Origin of the sequence: Acinetobacter sp. ANC 4654 (assembly GCF_002135425.1) — a bacterium.
Taxonomy (GTDB): Bacteria; Pseudomonadota; Gammaproteobacteria; order Pseudomonadales; family Moraxellaceae; genus Acinetobacter; species Acinetobacter kyonggiensis.
This window is the reverse complement of record NZ_NEGL01000009.1, coordinates 116747-135497: the sequence shown is the minus strand read 5'-3', so window position 1 is coordinate 135497 and position 18751 is coordinate 116747. Positions and strand designations below refer to the sequence as shown.

Genomic DNA, 18751 nt, shown 5'->3' with positions numbered 1-18751 from the left:
AAATAGACAAAGTTCTTCTTTTTATTTTCATGTTATTTGGGGCTGTTTTGGTCAAGGGTGGGGAATTTATATGAGTAATTTTACATATGCCACTTTGCAAGTGTTTGTTGCAGAACTGAAAGAAAGTCATGACAAGCACAACTGCTCTACACGTGACCCAATTTGGATGGTTCAAGAGCTTCAAAAAACATATGGTATGGATTCTGAATATGTTGATGATTCAACTTGGTTAGTAGATGGGGAAGGCTATTATAAAAACGCTCAAGCGTTGTTTGAGAGTCTTGATGCCGAAGAACGTCATGATATCAATGCATTCGTTTTAAAAGAGTCAGACATATTATTTGATGACTTAGATGGTGATGAATCTTCTCAAGATGATCTGCTTGAAAGTTATACACGTAGTAAAGGATTCAATTGGGAAAAGGTTTATTACGTCGAAGAATGGGTAAGTGTTCAAACTTTTGCTACCCGCCATGATGCAGACCGTTTTATTAAACGCCAAGGACATAACTACAAAGAATTACGTGTGTATGTTGAATCGCTCTGGCGCTCTCCTCAGTTGTGCGACCTGATGCAAGCCATTCTTGATGGTGAATTAAAACTGGTTAAGGCGGAGGAGTTAGTATGAGCTTAGATGCAACTATTTGGGCTTGGAAAGTTCGCCAAAAACAAAAGAAAGGTGGGAGCATAAAACCGCTTAAAAAATTGGTTTTACTCTCACTTTCTGACCGTGCAGGTGAAGATCATTGCGCCTATCCAAGTGTTGCTCGACTGGTTGAAGACACAGAAATGGACCGTAAAACTGTTTTAAAAATCATCGATGAGCTTATTGAAGATGGCTTAATTGTAGACACTGGTGAGAGAAAAGGACGTACAAAACAGGTTAAAGTTTATCAATTAGTTGGTGTGAATGGTCGGGAAACAGTCCCAACAACGGTACTCTTTGATGCTGGAAATGATGATTTAAACAGTCCCAACAGTGGAACAGTTCCAACAACGGAACAGTTCCAACAATTCCATGAAAGAGTCCCAACAATTCCGTTAAAGAGTCCCAACGTTGGGACACGGAATCTTTCAAAGAACCTCTCATTAGAATCTAAAAATAAAAAAGACTGGTTTTGCTTTAAAAAACTTCGTGAAGAAATTTATCTTGCCGATGACAGTATCGACTTTGAATCCATCATGAATTCGAAATGGGCTGAACGTGAAAAACGCGCATTCGAAATTTACAACGCTGAAAAAACTATGAGCGATGATCTGATGATTTATCACTTCACGGACTGGTTGATCAACGCATACAGAACCAAGTATTCGAATAATCAAAATTCAACTTCTGAAAAACCTGTAGGTACTGGAAATAAATCCCAACAACTTTCTGAAAAACAAATTCACAGCTTCGCTTTAAAACTTTCACAGCATCCTGAATTCGCAAGTAAGTTCTCTGAACCGGGTGAGTCTTATGAAAAACTTGCAGCACGTATCGCCGTAAAACTTGAAGATCCAGCTCAAGCGAAAAAATGGGAATCGTATTTGAAACAGGTTGGGTTCAGTGGAACTTTGGGAGCTGTAGCATGAATTTAATTGAAAAAATTGGAAATATTATTCAAGCAGAAATGATTGCATCTTGCCTTTTGACTACCGCAAATAACCCTGAGTATTTCAGCTTAAATCCAAAGCAGTACTTCAATGTGGTGGATGGTATTGTTTATTTTTATAACGATGATGAGCAACAGTTTTTTGAATACAAGCCATTGGTTGAGTGTGATTTTGAATATGTATTAATTGCCGACCTCCGCACTGCAATTGCCAATCATAATCTTACTGTCTCGAATTCAAACCAAAACGATAAGCAAATTGATTTGTCTATCAAAAAGGATATTGAAGACCACTGCACCGACATTGGTAACCACATTTCACCCCTAACTAGAGTGATTGATCGATGAGAAAGCGCAGTGCATGGGATTTATGGTCAAAAAATAATGTTGGCAGGTTCTCAGATCCATTTGAAGTGAAGAAAACAAACCGCCCAGCGCGTGAACGCCGTGTATTGGGAAGTGAGATCGTTTATCCATGTTCTTTAAAAACAGAAGTGATTGATCAAGATTCAGTACACCGAGGCAGTACTGGCGGAATAATTATCACAGGTGACAATTTCATTACTGTGAAATTGCCTTACGGAATTAGCGCGAATGATATTTGGCGTGCAACGATTGACGAAAATGGAAAGCAAAGAAACAGCCTTTCTGTGAATGCAAAAAAGTTTAAAAAGAAAGTTTTTGATACCTATGCACCAATTTTTAAAGCCATGAAATGGGAGGCTTTGAATCAGGAGTGTGAAGTGCGCTTGATGGTTCAGCCACCACTTAAACCACGCAATTATACAGTCAGAAGCTACCCACGCTTTGATATTGATAATTACCCAAAGCTGTTAATCGATTCCTTAAAAGGAACTGAATTACTTTATAAAGATGACAATATTTTTGTCAGTGAAAAAATTGAATTTGCAGAGCCTGTTCAGGACGGCTGTGTATGGCTTTCATGCATATTTATTGAAGAAACAAATTGGCTTGAAAAGAAAGTTAATTTCGACTGGTTGGCAGGGAGAAGTATTTAATGGCTAAACAATCTGATTTAGAAACCCGTGCAATGATCGGTCGTAAACTTGCGCTGGCGCGTGAACGCAGCGGGATGCTTCAGCATGAAGTGGCTATCGAATTATTTGGCGTAGCACAAAAGAATCGTATTAGTGAAATGGAAAATGGAAAAACTCTACCAGATGCAGAATTACTTCAGGTGATGTGCAGTCTTTACCGGGTTTCAGTAGATTGGGTACTGGGCTTTACAATTAACCCAGAGCTAAATGAAACAGAATCAGTAGCTGGTGTTCTGTTTAACAGCGTAGGAGATATTCTTTCTGAAAACTTAAATGCCGTTGCAGCACAAATGTCCATGTTGTGCGCAAAGCATATTGCCAGTTTCCCAAAGCCTTTGACAATTCAGCTTTTAGAGCAAGCTAAAACCGTAGTGAACCAATACCTATTGGATCAATGCTCTAATGATAAATTACAGCCCGTTATGATTGAACTGATCCAAACAATTAAAGAATGTGAAAAGGATCGGGCGATTCAATTCAATTACTTGGCCAAAGGCTTAGATGATATTTTTGAGCGCGATGAAGGTGATGTACAGGAGAAAATTTTACTTGATCTTAAAAAATCAAGAAAAACACGTTTTTCTCAAACGACATTGCCGAAAAGTGATTGCCAAGATAAGCAGATGGATTTTTTAGACGGTTCTGGGTTGGGTTAATTTATGGCTGTTCAATCTTATCCTCAAGAGGTTTGGGATCGATTAAAGGAGGTGTTTGAAACATCTCCAAAATTAACATGGCAGCAATTGGTTGATTTGGTCGGTGAAGAGTTGGGCTGTGAAATGCCTTCAGCATCGGTTGTACGCCGTAAAGCATTAGCCGAAAAATGGAAGAAGAGGACTAAATCACTAGTCAAAAAGAGTGCCCGTGAGCTCAATAATGAGATCAAAAAAATGACTAGTCAGAAGACTGGTCAAAAAAGTTCACAAGCTGATGATAGTAAAGATAAAAATAGCACTGAAAATGACGTCAAAAATCCGTCATTTTTACCTGCTTCTGCTAGTCATGATAGGGAGAATTTTGACAATCAAAGCAAACTTCATAAGAACAAATTAACATCAGCCACAATTATCAGGAAAAACCGCAATCGATTGGCGAGTTTGGGCGAGTTAGCAGGCGATACAATTGATAGTGTGATCCATATCCGCGATGAAGTATTACAGATCGATATAAGCGGCCCAATAACTGAAGAAACTGAATGGGTGATCAAGAATGTAAAGTTTAAGATGGGGCTGATCAGTCAAATTGTTGAGTTGAACGTAAAGCAGAGTATTACCCTAACTAATATTGCCAGATCTGAAGCCTTGTTCTGGGGCTTTGAGCAGGAAGACCTCAAGGATCTATCGGAAGTACAGGCACGGCGTACAGCTGTTGTTTCAGATGCTGAAAGAAAACTAGAGGAAGCCAAAGCGAAGATGAAAGAAGGTAAACGTGCGGCATTCCAGCGTAAGCTTGAAATCATTGAGGCGGGTGAAGTAGACGATGATGGGATAACGGTTATAGATGGGACGGATGTTCATTAATACTCACATAGATATTCCGTAGTGATGTTTTAATTAGCTACTTTAAAATTAATATAGCAATAAAAATTAGCTCTAATTAATATTTTTAAATAAAATATTAATTAGAGCTAATGATTTTGCTTAATTATTATTTTGGTATATTTTGCCACTGTTAGTCACTTGATTAGTGTTGAAAATACCCTCCAGAAACTAGCTGTAGTTTCTAATACTTTTAAACTGTTTTAGTTTCGGCCCATTCATTCGTGTTTGGGCTTTTTTTTTGTATAAAAATAAACTATGAAAGCTCTACATAATATTGTGTGAAAATTAAAAGAAGTAAAGTGTTTGAAATATTTCTTGTAATAAATATTCGATAAAAATATTAGAAATTAGCTGTGATGAGTTTCATAATAAATTAATTTATTGATGATTTAATATTTTTAGTATTTTGAAAAGGGGATGTTTATGTCTAATCACTACAAGCTTGAAGAAGTTACCGCATCTAATGATGATGGAGATACTGTCATAATTAATAGGATTTATGAATTAAAAACTAATCATAATTTAGATTCAAGTATTGATGGAAATATATATCAACCATCAAATAAAGTTATTATTGATGGGCAGGTAATTAAATTAACCTTAGATAGTTGCTTTCACCATCCCAAAAATAAAAAGATATATTCAATTTAATCTGGGAATTTTAGTCAAAACCACCTGCGGGTGGTTTTTTAATCTAATAGTTAGTATGTTGTGATAATTTAGAAAAAAGGGGGAAAGGTGCATGAAAAATATGATTTTAGGTTTTTTTATGTTGATAGGGCTTTCAACTGCAACTTTTGGAGAAATACCCCAAGATAGAATTGACCAACTTACTAAAACGCTATCAGCAGATATATATAGCGAATTCAACTCTCTTCAAGATTCGCAAACAGAAGATTCTTCAAACGATGAATTTTATCCCATAGCACATAAGTATGTGAATACAGAAAAAATTAATATTAGAAGTGCTCCAGTTGATGGAAGAATTTTTGGATATTTAAAGCGTGGAAAGCAGGTTCTTATTTATGACAGAAAAAATGAATGGGAAAGAATATCCAAGGAGAATGAAACTCCCAAATGGGTTTCATCTAAGCTCCTTTGTACTGGTAGCAGTTGCTATATAAATTCAGTTCAGAACTCCCATTCATCTTATTCAAGTAAACTCCCCTTAAATACTAACAGGACGAGCTCATTTACATCTGGTAATAGAGCTAAATCCTCGGCTGGATTATCTAGTGGAAGTTGTCCATGTTCAGGAGTTAGTAATTGTGTAGGTCCAAGAGGGGGTATTTATTGTATTACTTCAGGTGGAAATAAAAGATATAGATAGATTAATTACACATGGAACTGACAGCTAATCAGTAACTGCCAATACTTCAAAATTACCTTATATAAAATAGGGTGATTTTTTATGTCTCAATCTTCAAGTGGTTTGCAATATGATGAGCTGGGCTTTCTGATCGGTCTGAAACAGACTGGTCGTGATGTTGCCAAGATTGACAAGAATGTGGAGCAGATTATCAGTCTGCTTGAACAGGCTTTAAAAGAAAGAGAAAAGCCGCAACCTCAGAATGAGCTGCCGCAGCCGAAATTAAGCGCATTGGCACAGGCATTGATTGATGCACAACGTGAGCCGGTTAATTCAGAAGATATCATTCGAGAACAAAGACAGGCCACGACTGCTATAAATCAATTATTGGAAACAGTAGAGGATCTAGTCTCTGAAGCAGCACGGTCATCTAATTCAAAAACGAAGCCAAAGCGTTCAGTTATACAGAATGATTCCGTCACAATTGATTCACAGGAAAGCATTGCGCGTGAATTGGGATCAGACCGCCAGCGAGATGCTAATGGGCGTTTTATTGGATCTGGAAAGGAAAGTGGATCAACCTTAGGTAAAATTACTCAAACGCTTAGTACGGCGATAACAAATGGCTTGAATAGCACCCCTCAAGGCGTAGATCCGACCATTGATGCAATAAATGAAGTGGCAACGGTACTGTCTCCAGTTAAACGCGTTGCTGGCTTTATGTTGCGTCCTCTATCTGGTTTGATGAAGAGCCGTAAACGCAGTGAGCCATTACCCAAAGAAGAAAGCGAACACAATAAGAAGCAGATTAAGATGCTTCAGCGTATTGCTGACAACTTGGCCTCAAGAGGTGGATTGCTGGGCGGCATTGGTAAACTTTTGGGTGCTGGTGGTGGTCTATTAGGTGGCCTATTAGGCGGCTTATTTGGCAAAGGTGGTAAGGGTTTAACTAAATTACTTAAATTGGGTAAAGGATTACCAGTCGTTGGGGCTTTACTTACAGCACTGTCGTTCAGTGATTGGAAAAGTCAGAGTACCGAGGAGAAAGGCGGTACGGTAGGCGGTCTTGCTGGTGGTACTGTTGGTGCGATTGTAGGTAGCTTACTTGGCCCTGTAGGAACCCTTGTTGGTGGTATGGCTGGTGCTTGGGTCGGTGATAAGCTGGGTAGTACTGTTGCGCCGTATTTTAAGGAATGGACAGATAGCTTAAAGGCAGCAGATTTACCAAATATTTTAAAGGCTGGCTGGGATAGTTTTATAGATCTAGCGACTAAGGCTTTTAATCTAACGCCAGTGGGTCAGAGTACCAGTTTAATTAAAGATGGCTATGACTGGATAAAACAAAAGCTATCGGGTAACAGTAGCGGTACGTCACTCTTATTTCGTAAACAATACGGCGGACAGGGATTAGATGAGCCTGCGCAGTTTGGTGGGGCTTCTCAACAATCATTTTCTACTAGTGAATATGCTCCACTGTTAGATGAAATTGCACGAGGAGAATCAACCAAAGGGGCATTTGGTACATCTGGGTATGATGCAGTCTATAGTGGCGCGAAGGTTAAACCGCATAAGCCGATTTCACAAATGACAATTGGAGAATTTAAGAAATATCAAGATCAATTGCTTGCTGCTGGTTCTGGGTCAAGTCCTGGTGGTCGTTACCAATTTATTCGTGGTGATAAAGACAAAAAGACAGGAGAAACTGCATTCTCAAAAATGGTAAGAGGCGCAGGATTAAAGGACAGCGATATAATGTCACCAGAAAATCAGGACAGGCTGGCTATTCACTATGCTGGTGGGAAGAAACAGCTAGACAAATGGATTGAAACGAAAAATGGCGTTGCCTTGGCAAATAAAACTGCTCAACAATGGGCAGGCGTTAAAAATGCACGTGGCGTTGGTAATTATGACTATGATGGTTTAAATAAAGCCCGTGCTGGAGGCGTTGATGCGATGCGTAAGGCCAGTGAAGAGATTTTAAATAAGAGAAAACAGTCTGCTAGTTCAAAATCGCCAGTTAATAACCAAGCTACATCAATCGTAAATAGTGCAAAAAATAATACTGCATCTGCTATTGCATTTAGAAATGCTGCAACGCCTACGATTGCACGTACAAGTTCTCTGGGCGCGTCATTTACACCGCCTAAAATTAATACACATGTAGAACCAGCCAAAGAATATTTAACATCTCCAAGCCCTCAGCAAGTCGTTGTTGTAAATCAAAATAGTGGTAACATTAACCAAAATGTAAGCGATCGTCTATTAGCGCACGCTATTACTGGTGGACTTGGAATGGGGAATAATCAAAATGGGTAAACGAGCTTTAGTAGTGAGTTTGTTGTTATTCGCTGCTAGTTACTCAAATGCTGAGTCAAAAGTTGAACGATGCGAAAATATGCTAACAAGTGGTATGTATAATGAATTATTAGAAGATATTTGCGGATTTAAAGGTGGAGTATTTAGTGGCTTTCAAGATGCGTACTCTAGGAACAGTTGTCCTGATTTAATCTCAACAAATAAAATTCATGAATTAGCAGAGGACGTAGCTAAAGATACAATAAAGCGTCATTTAGCATTTGGTGAACATGACTTTTGTGAGCTTAATTTAGATGCATATTCTGATCTAAGCTTAGCCTTTAAGCAGGGTATTGATATGTTTAATCAAAATGAGTTTAAACAAAAAGGTTCTTTAGAAAAATAGAAAGTAAGTAGCGTGGGGGATATTTTGAGAAAGCTATTGTTGTTGTCTGTTATTGGTTCTTGTTTGATATTAAATGGATGTGATAAATCAAAAACAGAAGCTGTTCAAGAAGAAGTGGAACAGCCATCATTAGGAGAGATGGAAAGGCAAAATGAAATAGAGTTGTTGAATGAAATATCTGGGGTATGGACAGACAATAGATCATTAATAACTCTCAATTATAATGGTGGAGATTTTCAATTATTAGTAGATGAGAAGCCTATATTTGTAAATATAGGAGATATTGATCTAGATAATAATACTGTGAACCTACTCGCTTATAAAACAAGTGATGGTAAACAGGTAATTTGGACATTTAAAAAAGTTTTAGATGATGATTCATCTGGATTTACTTTAAGACTAACATTTCATGATGGTTCTTCTCAGTCCTTAGGTTTTGTTAGAAAAATCAGTAATGATGATAAACAACGGATTACAAACATCTATCTTGAAGATCAAAATAGTGGAAATACGAATTTAAAAGAATTTGCATATGCTGATGATGCCAATCTTTCTCAAGATGATACAAAATCATATTCATCACAAGATTTTTCCCAAAATGATCAGGAAAATGGCACAGTATCAAGTAATTGTGAATCAGATAAATTAAATACCTATCAAAGAAGATTCAAAGTGTATTCTCAAGATCAGGGATTGATGGAGTCATCACCTGAATATAAGCAAGCAATAAAATTGGCAAAAATATCGATACAACAGTCTTGTGCCAAAGAAAGTGAAGCTGAAATAGTTGGAAAGCCGTCATTTAACTGCCAAAAAGCAAAGGGATATGTAGAAGAGACTATTTGCTCGACAGTTAAATTAGGGGCATTAGATACTAAGGCAGCTCATGCCTATTCATCTGCTAAGTTTTTTGCAGTTAATAAAAATCAATTTTATAAAGCTGCATCTGATTGGCGTAAGAGAAGAGGGAAATGCACAACTGAAGAATGTATAGAACAGGCTTATTTAGATCGAATTCAGTATTTAAACACACAGTACTAAGAGAGCATTATGAAAAAAAATAGTATTTTGTTATTAAGTACGTTGGCTTATTCTTCCATTACATTTTCTGAGCCATATTCTGTTAGTGATATTTTAAATACCAAAATTGAAAATAAACAAGATTCAGGCCATTCTAATAGTGATAGTTCAAATATTTTTTGCTTGTATAGCAGTCAATATAATCCTTGCTATAAATCTGGGGTATCGAAGGATTCATTTTTAAATTGGCAAAAGCAACAGAGAGTTATTGCAAGCGATAGGAAAACTTTATATTTAGGGACTAATAAGCTTTATACTGTATTGGCTCAAAATTATGAACTAAAATCCACGGTTTCTTGCAGGATATATAGAGCTAAATCACATTCTGATACTGAATTTAGTAATTTTAAACGTTCTCATCCATATTTACTTTACTCATCAATGCCTCTAAATGAGAGATTAGGTGAAGAAAATGCGCAAGTAATGCTAATGGAATCATCTCTTCATAAAGATATTTATAGTGATTTATTAAGTGTTTTTATGCTGAATGAACCTGAGATTAAGAATGAAAAAAAGGCAAATATTATATTGTCTTTCCAACAAAGACACAGATTTATAGAGAAAAGTTGCGGTGAAAAATTTATGACCGCATACAATAAATATCTCGATGATTATGGTAAATATACTGCTGAAATACTGCAAAATGAACAAATTCAGAAAAATGAAGAAAAACGTCTAAAAGCTAATGAAAGAGAATTAGCTATTAAGCAAAAAGATGAAGAGGAGCATAGCTATCAACAATCTCTTTTACTTGCTACCCAACAAAAAGAGCAAAAGTACAAGGCAGAAGAGGAAGCAAAAGCAATGTGCTATAGATCTAAAAAATATTTAATGTATAAAGCATCTAATGAAATTGTATATGCAGTAGATTCAGTAAATGCAGGTCAGAAATTACTGCAACAAGATGATGCCAATATAAAAGTTGGAAGCGTCTCTAATATGACACAACGATATAGAGCTTCATCAATGATAAATGCTGGAAATCAGGCACTCAAAAAATCATTTGCTGAATATAAGCAGTTAGGCGGTACTGTATCATCACCTTATCAAGTAAAGAAAATAGCAAATTCTCCTTGTAGATAATGACTAAATAAGAATACCGCCGTGATGGCGGTATTCTTTCATTACATCTTCTGTGATTTTTTTGAATTCATATTAAAGGTGTGTATAATTACACAATGAACAGTAAAGAAATTATCAAACGCTTGGAACAAGAAGGCTGGATCAAAGTGGGCGGTAAGGGTGACCATGAGAAGTTTAAGCATCCTGATAAATCAGGACATGTGGTTGTTCCGCACCCGCGTAAAGATATGCCTATTGGGACTTTGCGTAATATTTATAAACAAGCTGGCTGGGAGTGGAGGTAAATATGTTGTATCCAGTATATGTTCATAAAGACCAAGATTCTGCTTATGGTTTAACTTTTCCTGATTTTGAAGGATGCTTTAGTGCAGCTGACGATATGCAAGATATACAGCGCATGGCGCAAGAAGCCGTAGAAGTATATTTTGATGGAGAAGATGCCCTATTACCTGAACCGTCAAGCCCTGAACAATGGATGGGTGATGAACGCTTTGAGGGTGGTTATTGGCTATTAGTTGATATTGATACTTCTAAGGTGAATAGCAAGTCTGTGCGTATTAATATCAGCATGCCAGAAGCACTGGTTAAACGTATCGATGCTGTTGCGAAAAAACAGCATTTAAGCCGTTCAGCATTTTTAGCAAAAAGTGCAGAGATGGCTCTACATTGATTTTGAATAATTAAGTAAGTATGTAGCCCTGCGAAAGCAGGGCTTTTTCATGTCTCACTGAATTTCAAAATGGTGCTTTTTAGTCACCATTTTTATTTCTATACCCCGATAATATCTGATCATTGGGTCTTTTATGTCTTTAGTGACGTGCTCATGAAACTTTGCATCTTTCATTAGCTTGGAGTAGGTCATATACCCAATAACGAGTAAGTTTGGACCCTTTTTAGTTTTCTTGAATTCTTCAATATGTTTATTAATTTCTTTAACACTAATATTCATTTTAAATTACTACCGATAAACATTGTTTTTCTATATAACAGAAAAATATGACAATTTAAAAAGTTAATTGAGATTTTTTCTTTGGAACTCCCCACATTTCACTATTTCTCATCTTTCTAAAATTGATGTGCAGGCTAGACCGTACATCGAAAGAAATGTAAGCATTCACACTCGTGCAAATCATTTTACCTGCACTCAAATTTTTTAAGAGTGTGGGAGTATTTTAAAATGAACATGATGACAACCTGCAACCACAGCTGCTGTAATGTTTATTGGAACTCCTAAGAATCAACATACGAACGAATGCCAAAATTGCCCTATTCAACGATAGGGCTTTTTTTATGGGCAATCTCAACCTTACTGCTATTACAGATCAAACGCCGTATGTTCAAAAGATTAAAGGCGCTTTAGAGAAGGCATCGGGACAATCTATTCCACTGATAGAAGTAAAGAAGGTGCAACGTAAAGGCGGCATCAGTGTTGCACCGATTGTATTTTTATTTGCTGGTGGTCAGGAATTAACTTTATTTGCCCGTGCTAGTGCTGATGTTTTCAAAGCTGCGCTGAACGGCAAAGAAATCGTACTGTCTGGTGACTTTAGTGATGATTATAAGCAGACGTTTGATAACGCCGTATCAGGTGTTGCTCAGCTGATCCGCACTGCACAGCCGAAGCTTGAAAAACAGAATAAAGATGAAAAGGTAAATATCCCACGGCGCAAGTCCAATAGCATTCCTAAACAGCTGTCAGAAAAGCTGGAGCAGGAAAAGCAACTTGATCAAGAGATAGTGGATAAGACAATCCAGCGTGATCAGCTACTGCAGAAGTTAGAGCAGACAAAAACACAGTCGGTTTAATTTAAAAGGTAATATTATGAAACAAGTACTAAAAATCAAATTGGCAAACCATTCTCAATTCCAACAAGCATGGAAGTTGCTCATTAAATTAGGCTACCACTGTGACAATAAACCACATACATGTCCTTATATTTTTACTGATAAGGATGGGACTTTAACTTATGATTTCTTTGATGTTGAAGGTTCTGATGGTGCATTGCAATATTTTAATAATCATACAAATCAAGAAGTAACTTTAGATGATTTACAAAGCATGCTGAATGTGCAAAAAATTTGGACTAAAGCACCATCCGAAGCATTTCATTGGGAACGATTCCCCAACGGTAAATGCGTTTGGCATTGTCGTAAAGATGGGAAATCTTTTGATAAAAAAGCTCCAAACTTTGAAATAGAGCGAAATACGTTATGGCGTGATGCTGAAAAGCAAAAAGAAGCTGATCAAATGAATGCGAATATTAATAAGCAGTTAGCTGATTTAAATATAGTTTTAGCTTAAGGATTGACTGACAATCAGAAACGGTTACTTATTTAAAGCAACTTGAAGAAAGATGATTTAAGGTTGAAATATCTCATATGGATTCATCCAAGTATGGGAAAGCGTATTGGTAAATCATTTCGTGTAGATTGATTACTCCATAGAAAATAAGCGTCTAATTTTCGGGCGAGTTCAATGAAGGGCTTTTTGAGCTGGTTTTTCTTGCCGAATGGTTAAACTACCTATTTAGCAGTACTAATCAAATTTGTGGAACATTGGTCAAAGAATAGGCGTGGAACGTGAAAAATCATAAAAAAAGCCCAATCCGAGGTGATTGGGCTTTGATAAAACAATTAAATAAATGATTTATATCAAAATAAAAAGAGCTACAAAATTCGTGGCTATTCAGCTCTCAACTTTATATGTTAGCTATAATTACATCACAAACTTTTTTAATATCTATTATAACTAATTGCTTTCTGTCTGTTATGTACATCAGCCAGTGCGTGCCATCTGGATCAACATAATAGTCTCGTTGTTTGCAGTGAAATACAGCATTTGCACAATCTCTTAAAGTTAGTTCTTCGTTTCGATTAAAAAAACTTCTTTGAGTTTTAAATATACTAAATTCATCGCAATTACTATCCGCTTCTTGAAAGTATCCTAAACTAGAATTTTTCCCTAATTTATTTGGAATTTCGTTATGATCCTGAGAGTTTCTAAGCTCTCTAAACATTTCCGTTAATTTAGTTTGTGCTTGAAATGATAAACTTCTACAAACTTCCAAATCATTTTGTTGTAGTGCAATAACAAATCTTTCAGTTACTTCTTTAAGCTCAGTAGCTAATTCTTTAGCTATATTTTTCCACATTTATATAACCATTTAATAAAATAACTTTAAAGTACGGTATTGTACTAAAAATCGTAGTAGATAAGTTACTAAATAAAAAATTCAAATCATCCTATTTAACATAATAGTGCTTATACGAATTTTACTTGTTAGAACCCATTTAAAGTGTCCGCTTTTAGGATATTCACCTAGAGATTATCTTAGCCATATGTTATTCCATATAGTTAACTAGACTCTAATTAGAAACCAAAAGACTGCTTATGCGGTCTTTTTTATTGGAACAGGTACGTTTACTGCAGTCATAGAAATCTTACCCTAGGCATAAATAGCTTAAGGGGTAGGTAATGCTGAATTTTGGTTTGAATGTACTGCTAGTCTTGCTCTTTTCGGTGCATGTGTTTTTTGCCTTTAAAGGTTTTCGTGACAGTAAAGTACAGCTCATGCATCTTTTGCGTCAGGGCGTTGTTGATAACGTATTTAGGCAGTCAAAAAAGACGCTGTATTTGCTTTTGATCCCTGCGGTTTTGATCACCAGCATTGCGACATGGTCATTTTATAATGTGCTGACTTACTGCGGTGCTTCAGCATTCATCCTTTATATCACTTTGGGCGCGTTTGCCCTGTATTCCATGACGGTGCTTGCCGCATTCCTGTTTTGTAAAGTCATTCAATTGGCTGCGTATAAGGCGGGGCTATGATTGATCGAAATAAAATACTTGCCATGCTGGATCATTGGTTTGAAGCTGAAATTAACGGCTATTTTGGATCCTCCTATGGACCGGATTTAAATAGCCTGCTGATGGGGCCTTTAGATTCTCCAGTGGCCAATGAATTCATCAACAAGATGAAGCAGGACATTCCTATCCTTCAGCAGCTCAGTGCGGATCAGCTTGCACTTTACAGTCAGAATGAGGGATTTGAAACAAAGATTATTTATCTCAAAGTCGGTGATGTCGCTATCAATCTGAATCAGATCCGTGACAGTCAGATGTCGCAGTCAATGCAAGGGGAGACATACGATGCTGACGCAAGCTAATTTTGAGGCACGTATTGTTGCCTCATTAGATGACTATGAAATTCAAGAGCGCTACAACGCGCAAGATCCTTTGGTCATTCAGCAAATCCGTTCTATTGCAGCATTTTTGGCGTTGTTCAGTCAGGAAATAGATATTGCGGAACTGGAACCGTTCATTAAAACCCGCGACCGCTCAATTATTGCCGATGCCACCAATAAGGGGATTTTACCGATTGGAATGCCGGCACAGCATATTATTGAAGTGATCAACCGTTCAGGGAACAGCATTACTTTAAGCCAAGGCCGTCAAATTGAAGATAACAGCGGTCGTCCATGGCGGTTATTGCAGTCTGTGACTGTATTGCCGGGTGAAACAGGGGAAGTACTGGCAGAGCAAAGTGAATATCGTGAAGTTCAATATCTTGTACAAAATACGGAGAACTTTCATCGTACACAGATTAAATTACAAGATGATTTGTCATTAGCTGGCATTACTGCACGTGATGACCAAAACAATAATTATCTGCTCAAGAAACGCTGGATGAATGTTGCGCCTTTAGAAAAAGCATTCAACCTGACAACGGATAGTCTACGCCGTATCTTTATAGAATTTGGTGATGATGAGCGTGCAGGATGTACAGCAAAAGCCAATCAGATATTTACCTTTGGTATTTTAGAAACATACGGCGATGTCGATATTTCGCGTTTAAAAGATGCTTCACTGGTCGATGTATTCAATGCGGATGAACAGCGTATCTCAGTGCGCTTTAAACAGAGCGGTGCGGTACGTCAGGGCGCAGATCCACTGAATGTGTCTGAATTACGTGTACTGTCCAGCTATCCTTCACTTTATGATGAAAACGCTGTATTTCTGGGTAATTTTGATTATTCAGTTCGGGCTAAGTTTATGCCCCGCGCTTACTATCTGGCGGTATGGAACGAAAATGAGCATGATCGTTACTATGGTGCAACCTATCAAGATATCAATCATCTACATATAGCAGTAGTCGCCAAAAACAGCGTGGAGCAGGAAACGCTAGAACAGGAAATCATTCAGTACATTGGCCAGCTGGACAGCCTATATAAAGACCGTGTTCGTGTGCATGCCGTTTTAGAAAAGCCATTCGCAGTAGCCTTAAACGGCCGCTTGGCCGCCGTGCATGATTTGGACGGTGTAAAGGTGCAGATCAAAGGCTTGCTGGTAGACCGTTATGGCCAAACGAAATTGAGTTCAAGCCGTTGGCTGGTAAATGGCTTCAATACACAAGAAATATCAACACAACTGCGTAAAAGTATTACAGCCTTTCAGGACAATATTAGTGACTTTTCACTCAGCGTACCTTCCTTGCTCAATAAACCACATGAATGGGTCTATGTTTCTGACTCCAGCATCACATTGAATTTAGAACGTACTGCGGAAATGGGGGCAGCATGGGTACTGTAAGTTTTACCCGGCCCATTGATCAGCAGGTTAATAATCATCAAGGCTTGGAAACGGCATTGGCCAAGGCATTTAAACAAGTCTTTGCCAAGGTTTTTGAACAGCAGGTGCAGGACATGCTGGACTATGGCTGTCCGCATTTAGGTAGCCGTACAGTCATTGAACGCTTTTCTAAGCAGGATGGTTTGGTCGTACTACGCCGTCCCTTAACTTCCGATACGCTGATGCGAGTAATCTATGCAAACTGGTCAAGTCTGGCCAGTGAGCGTGGTTTAGGTTTTTTAGAGTTTGTACTACGCATGATCTGGACGGATCAGTGGCAGATTAAACGCCTCTGGCATCCGATCAGCTCATATTTGAATTATCCCGCCCATATTACCGATGAAGAAAAGCCCGAGCACTTCCTCACAAGCCGTTTGCGCATTTCAATTGAGGATACCGTTGATACTTCCGAGATTATTGAACTGTCGCCCATTTTACGGCGTTTGGTGCCTGCCAATGTCGTGCTCAAGGTGCATTCAAAGGCTTTAGATGTCGAACTGGGGGATAGCTCAATTGGTGTGGGTGTGTATGGCAGGGTTTATCAGGTAATTGACTTTAGTGATTAAGATTGAAAGTTGCAAATTATGGGGGATATAAAAGGCGGGAAAACCCGCCTTTTTATAGTTTATTAGTAGGGGCTAGTTGGTAAATCTCTAAAGCCTAGATATAGCCCATAAGCAGCTTTTTGATCAAAAGCTGAACACAAACCAGATTTAAGTGAAGGATCAATATTTTTACTTAGATCGACTTTTTCGTTTGATGTGTAATCGCCAAAATATAATTTTCCATTTAATTCCACGACTACCATTTGGTATGCATCAGAAACATTCCCATCAGCTTCTTTTACATATGCAACATTCTTATTTGCCCACTGTTCTGTCATAACATTTAAACCCTGAGTTTTTTTCTCATTTACCCAAGCTGAATATGTTTTATTGATTAAGTTATTCTTGTCAAATTCAATAGTAGAGTGTGAAAGTTGAGTACTTAAGAACTGGTAACACTCAGCTCCCTCCGGAAAAGTTTGAGTAGATTTGAAAAAGGCAAGTCTAAGCTTTAAAAATTCAGTTGGTTCTGAATTGAGATTTTCAGAAGCGAAAATAGAGTTTATTACTTCCGAAGAGTTAATTTTCTTTTTAGAAAGACTAAGTGTCTTAAATGTAATGGTTTGAGTTAGACCACCTTTGTGCTGGTCATACGAAGTTATTACAGTACCTTTATCATTTTTTTCTAAATATAGAGGCAGGCTATAACCGTTAGATTCATATAACTTATCTTTAGTAAGAGTAAAATCATATTCTGTATAAGGATTTTCAGCCGTAGCGTATTGCTGTTCAAAATCAACTTGTGTTCTAGTCGTTATTGAAACATTATTATCACGTAATATTAGTGATTCACTAAATATTTTATATAACTCCCTTCCCATAAAATCATTTCTTTCACCTATTAATTCGTAAGTATGCATTGGAAACTTAATTGAAGTATTAGTTGCACTACTATTGTAGCTGTCACCTGTGCCACCTCCACCACATGCAGAGATAGTTAAGCCCATTAGGGAAATCAAACTTAGTTTTGAAAATTTTGAAGTTAATAATTTCATTATTGAATTACCCGAATATTAAATTAATATAAATTATGTATTTAAAAATAATAAGAATTTAGCAAATGCTATTCTAAAAAATTGAAGGGATTCTATATCAATTTAGAAGTTTTTCCTTCAAATATTTTTAACAAAAGGTAAAAAGTGGTTGCGCGGTTTTGATTGGAACACTGCAAAACCTACACTGCGCTGTATTGCCAAAATAGCCTCAATATTCCAATTATTGGGGCTTTTTTATGGCTGATACAGCTCGAAAAACCAAGAAAATTAAATACAACTTATTTGAGCGTGGCCGCCAGCATTCAGGTAAAAACCGCGCCAATGTTGATATGAAAGAAATGATCAATCAGATTAACCATCCGAGAGTTCAGGAAATGATTAAGTCGGGGACCATGTACGGCTATAACGGGCATGAGATCCGTCGCCGTTATGGGATGTTTCCGCCTGAATCAGTGATCATTGATGGCAAAGTGGTGTATTTAGAGTCAGCATTCAGAACACTTGAATCTTATGCCGATAAAAATGGTGATGTAACCCATGTAGCAGAGTTTCTCGATAATGCAGCAGGGGAACATGCCCGCAAGCAGTATCTAGCCCGTGTAGGCGGTTTCAGTTCAGCTCAGGATTACCGCCGTTCTGGACTGGGTTTAGTACCCGTTAATTTCTATGGTTATGATTATGTCACGCAGCCGAACTATGTCACTAACGTAGGTGATGGCCAGCTGTTTGATGGCCTAGCAGTACCCGAACATCAAGACGGTCTGATTTCCTGTTTTGACAGCGCGACAGACGTTTCCTTGTTATCACCTTCTGAAGCCATGATTGCCAATATGCTTGAACAGCAGATTGTGCGTGATTTTGACAACATCCATGCTCAGCTACAGCTCCATCAATTCAATGAACAGGCTTTAGATCAAGTGGATATGTTGGCAAATCAGCTGGCTAAACGCGATCAACGAGCAGTCTTGCAGGCGCAGCGTACACAGGACTTCTATACGGGCATGGTCGGAGAAATCCGCTCTTTTGATTCAGTTTGCGATGAAGCGGAGCAACTGCTGACGGAAAGTGAAATTGCGCGTATGCAGATCGACGGTGAAAAACCGAAGATGAAACCTGTAAAAGCGAAAGGCTTTAAACTCTTTGGCTGGGGCTGAT

The 18751-nt window shown here is 37.7% G+C and carries 23 protein-coding genes; 21 read left to right on the top strand and 2 right to left on the bottom strand.

Annotated elements, in window-relative coordinates; genetic code table 11:
• The first annotated feature begins 70 nt into the window (after positions 1-70).
• The 16 genes from B9T24_RS14190 (at position 71) to B9T24_RS14110 (ending at position 12669) form a co-directional block, all read left to right on the top strand.
• Positions 71-628 carry a hypothetical protein gene (locus B9T24_RS14190; protein ID WP_086166367.1) on the top strand — a complete coding sequence of 186 codons (558 nt, stop codon included), beginning with the start codon at positions 71-73 and terminating at the stop codon, positions 626-628.
• A complete protein-coding gene (locus B9T24_RS14185; RefSeq protein WP_086166366.1) occupies positions 625-1575 on the top strand; it encodes a helix-turn-helix domain-containing protein in 951 nt (316 codons plus the stop codon). The genes B9T24_RS14190 and B9T24_RS14185 overlap by 4 nt, the downstream gene beginning before the upstream one ends.
• Positions 1572-1943 (top strand): hypothetical protein, encoded by a 372-nt coding sequence (locus B9T24_RS14180; protein ID WP_086166365.1) that lies wholly within the window; start codon positions 1572-1574, stop codon positions 1941-1943. Before B9T24_RS14185 ends, B9T24_RS14180 begins: the two co-directional genes overlap by 4 nt.
• Positions 1940-2614, top strand: coding sequence for a RusA family crossover junction endodeoxyribonuclease (locus tag B9T24_RS14175; protein WP_086166364.1), 675 nt, complete (start codon positions 1940-1942; stop codon positions 2612-2614). Before B9T24_RS14180 ends, B9T24_RS14175 begins: the two co-directional genes overlap by 4 nt.
• A complete protein-coding gene (locus B9T24_RS14170) occupies positions 2614-3309 on the top strand; it encodes a helix-turn-helix domain-containing protein (RefSeq protein ID WP_074947764.1) in 696 nt (231 codons plus the stop codon). Before B9T24_RS14175 ends, B9T24_RS14170 begins: the two co-directional genes overlap by 1 nt.
• Positions 3310-3312: 3 nt before the next feature.
• On the top strand, positions 3313-4173 hold the full coding sequence (locus tag B9T24_RS14165; protein WP_086166363.1) for a hypothetical protein: 861 nt from the start codon (positions 3313-3315) through the stop codon (positions 4171-4173).
• A 444-nt stretch (positions 4174-4617) separates the two neighbouring features.
• Positions 4618-4845: a hypothetical protein gene (locus B9T24_RS14160; protein ID WP_086166362.1), complete on the top strand. Its 228-nt coding sequence runs from the start codon at positions 4618-4620 to the stop codon at positions 4843-4845.
• 91 nt (positions 4846-4936) lie between these two features.
• Complete coding sequence (locus B9T24_RS14155; protein ID WP_086166361.1) at positions 4937-5524, top strand: SH3 domain-containing protein; 588 nt, start codon at positions 4937-4939, stop codon at positions 5522-5524.
• An 81-nt stretch (positions 5525-5605) separates the two neighbouring features.
• On the top strand, positions 5606-7819 hold the full coding sequence (locus B9T24_RS14150; RefSeq protein WP_086166360.1) for a hypothetical protein: 2214 nt from the start codon (positions 5606-5608) through the stop codon (positions 7817-7819).
• Positions 7812-8204, top strand: coding sequence for a hypothetical protein (locus tag B9T24_RS14145; RefSeq protein WP_086166359.1), 393 nt, complete (start codon positions 7812-7814; stop codon positions 8202-8204). Before B9T24_RS14150 ends, B9T24_RS14145 begins: the two co-directional genes overlap by 8 nt.
• A 12-nt stretch (positions 8205-8216) precedes the next feature.
• Entirely contained in the window at positions 8217-9245 is a 1029-nt protein-coding gene (locus B9T24_RS14140) for a lysozyme inhibitor LprI family protein (protein WP_086166358.1), read from the top strand.
• Positions 9246-9254: 9 nt separating this feature from the next.
• Positions 9255-10367, top strand: coding sequence for a hypothetical protein (locus B9T24_RS14135; protein WP_086166357.1), 1113 nt, complete (start codon positions 9255-9257; stop codon positions 10365-10367).
• 95 nt (positions 10368-10462) lie between these two features.
• On the top strand, positions 10463-10651 hold the full coding sequence (locus B9T24_RS14130) for a type II toxin-antitoxin system HicA family toxin (RefSeq protein ID WP_086166356.1): 189 nt from the start codon (positions 10463-10465) through the stop codon (positions 10649-10651).
• 2 nt (positions 10652-10653) lie between these two features.
• The gene (locus B9T24_RS14125; protein WP_086166355.1) at positions 10654-11037 is read left to right on the top strand and encodes a type II toxin-antitoxin system HicB family antitoxin; all 384 of its coding nucleotides are present in this window, start codon (positions 10654-10656) and stop codon (positions 11035-11037) included.
• A 620-nt stretch (positions 11038-11657) separates the two neighbouring features.
• Positions 11658-12173 carry a hypothetical protein gene (locus tag B9T24_RS14115; protein ID WP_086166354.1) on the top strand — a complete coding sequence of 172 codons (516 nt, stop codon included), beginning with the start codon at positions 11658-11660 and terminating at the stop codon, positions 12171-12173.
• Between the two features lie 16 nt (positions 12174-12189).
• Positions 12190-12669 carry a hypothetical protein gene (locus B9T24_RS14110; RefSeq protein WP_086166353.1) on the top strand — a complete coding sequence of 160 codons (480 nt, stop codon included), beginning with the start codon at positions 12190-12192 and terminating at the stop codon, positions 12667-12669.
• Positions 12670-13066: 397 nt separating this feature from the next.
• On the opposite strand, the gene B9T24_RS14105 is transcribed toward B9T24_RS14110, so the two are convergent.
• The gene (locus B9T24_RS14105; RefSeq protein ID WP_086166352.1) at positions 13067-13519 is read right to left on the bottom strand and encodes a hypothetical protein; all 453 of its coding nucleotides are present in this window, start codon (positions 13517-13519) and stop codon (positions 13067-13069) included.
• Between the two features lie 323 nt (positions 13520-13842).
• Between B9T24_RS14105 and B9T24_RS14100 the strand changes: the two genes are divergently transcribed.
• The 4 genes from B9T24_RS14100 to B9T24_RS14085 are packed head-to-tail and all read left to right on the top strand — an operon-like array spanning position 13843 to position 16562.
• On the top strand, positions 13843-14196 hold the full coding sequence (locus B9T24_RS14100; protein WP_086166351.1) for a hypothetical protein: 354 nt from the start codon (positions 13843-13845) through the stop codon (positions 14194-14196).
• Positions 14193-14534 (top strand): hypothetical protein, encoded by a 342-nt coding sequence (locus B9T24_RS14095; protein WP_086166350.1) that lies wholly within the window; start codon positions 14193-14195, stop codon positions 14532-14534. Before B9T24_RS14100 ends, B9T24_RS14095 begins: the two co-directional genes overlap by 4 nt.
• Positions 14518-15957 carry a hypothetical protein gene (locus B9T24_RS14090; protein ID WP_086166349.1) on the top strand — a complete coding sequence of 480 codons (1440 nt, stop codon included), beginning with the start codon at positions 14518-14520 and terminating at the stop codon, positions 15955-15957. The genes B9T24_RS14095 and B9T24_RS14090 overlap by 17 nt, the downstream gene beginning before the upstream one ends.
• Positions 15945-16562, top strand: coding sequence for a hypothetical protein (locus tag B9T24_RS14085; RefSeq protein ID WP_086166348.1), 618 nt, complete (start codon positions 15945-15947; stop codon positions 16560-16562). Before B9T24_RS14090 ends, B9T24_RS14085 begins: the two co-directional genes overlap by 13 nt.
• A 62-nt stretch (positions 16563-16624) precedes the next feature.
• On the opposite strand, the gene B9T24_RS14080 is transcribed toward B9T24_RS14085, so the two are convergent.
• Positions 16625-17596 (bottom strand): hypothetical protein, encoded by a 972-nt coding sequence (locus B9T24_RS14080; protein WP_086166347.1) that lies wholly within the window; start codon positions 17594-17596, stop codon positions 16625-16627.
• Between the two features lie 236 nt (positions 17597-17832).
• On the opposite strand from B9T24_RS14080, the gene B9T24_RS14075 reads away from it, so the two are divergent.
• Complete coding sequence (locus B9T24_RS14075; protein WP_086166346.1) at positions 17833-18750, top strand: hypothetical protein; 918 nt, start codon at positions 17833-17835, stop codon at positions 18748-18750.
• Position 18751 lies beyond the last annotated feature (1 nt).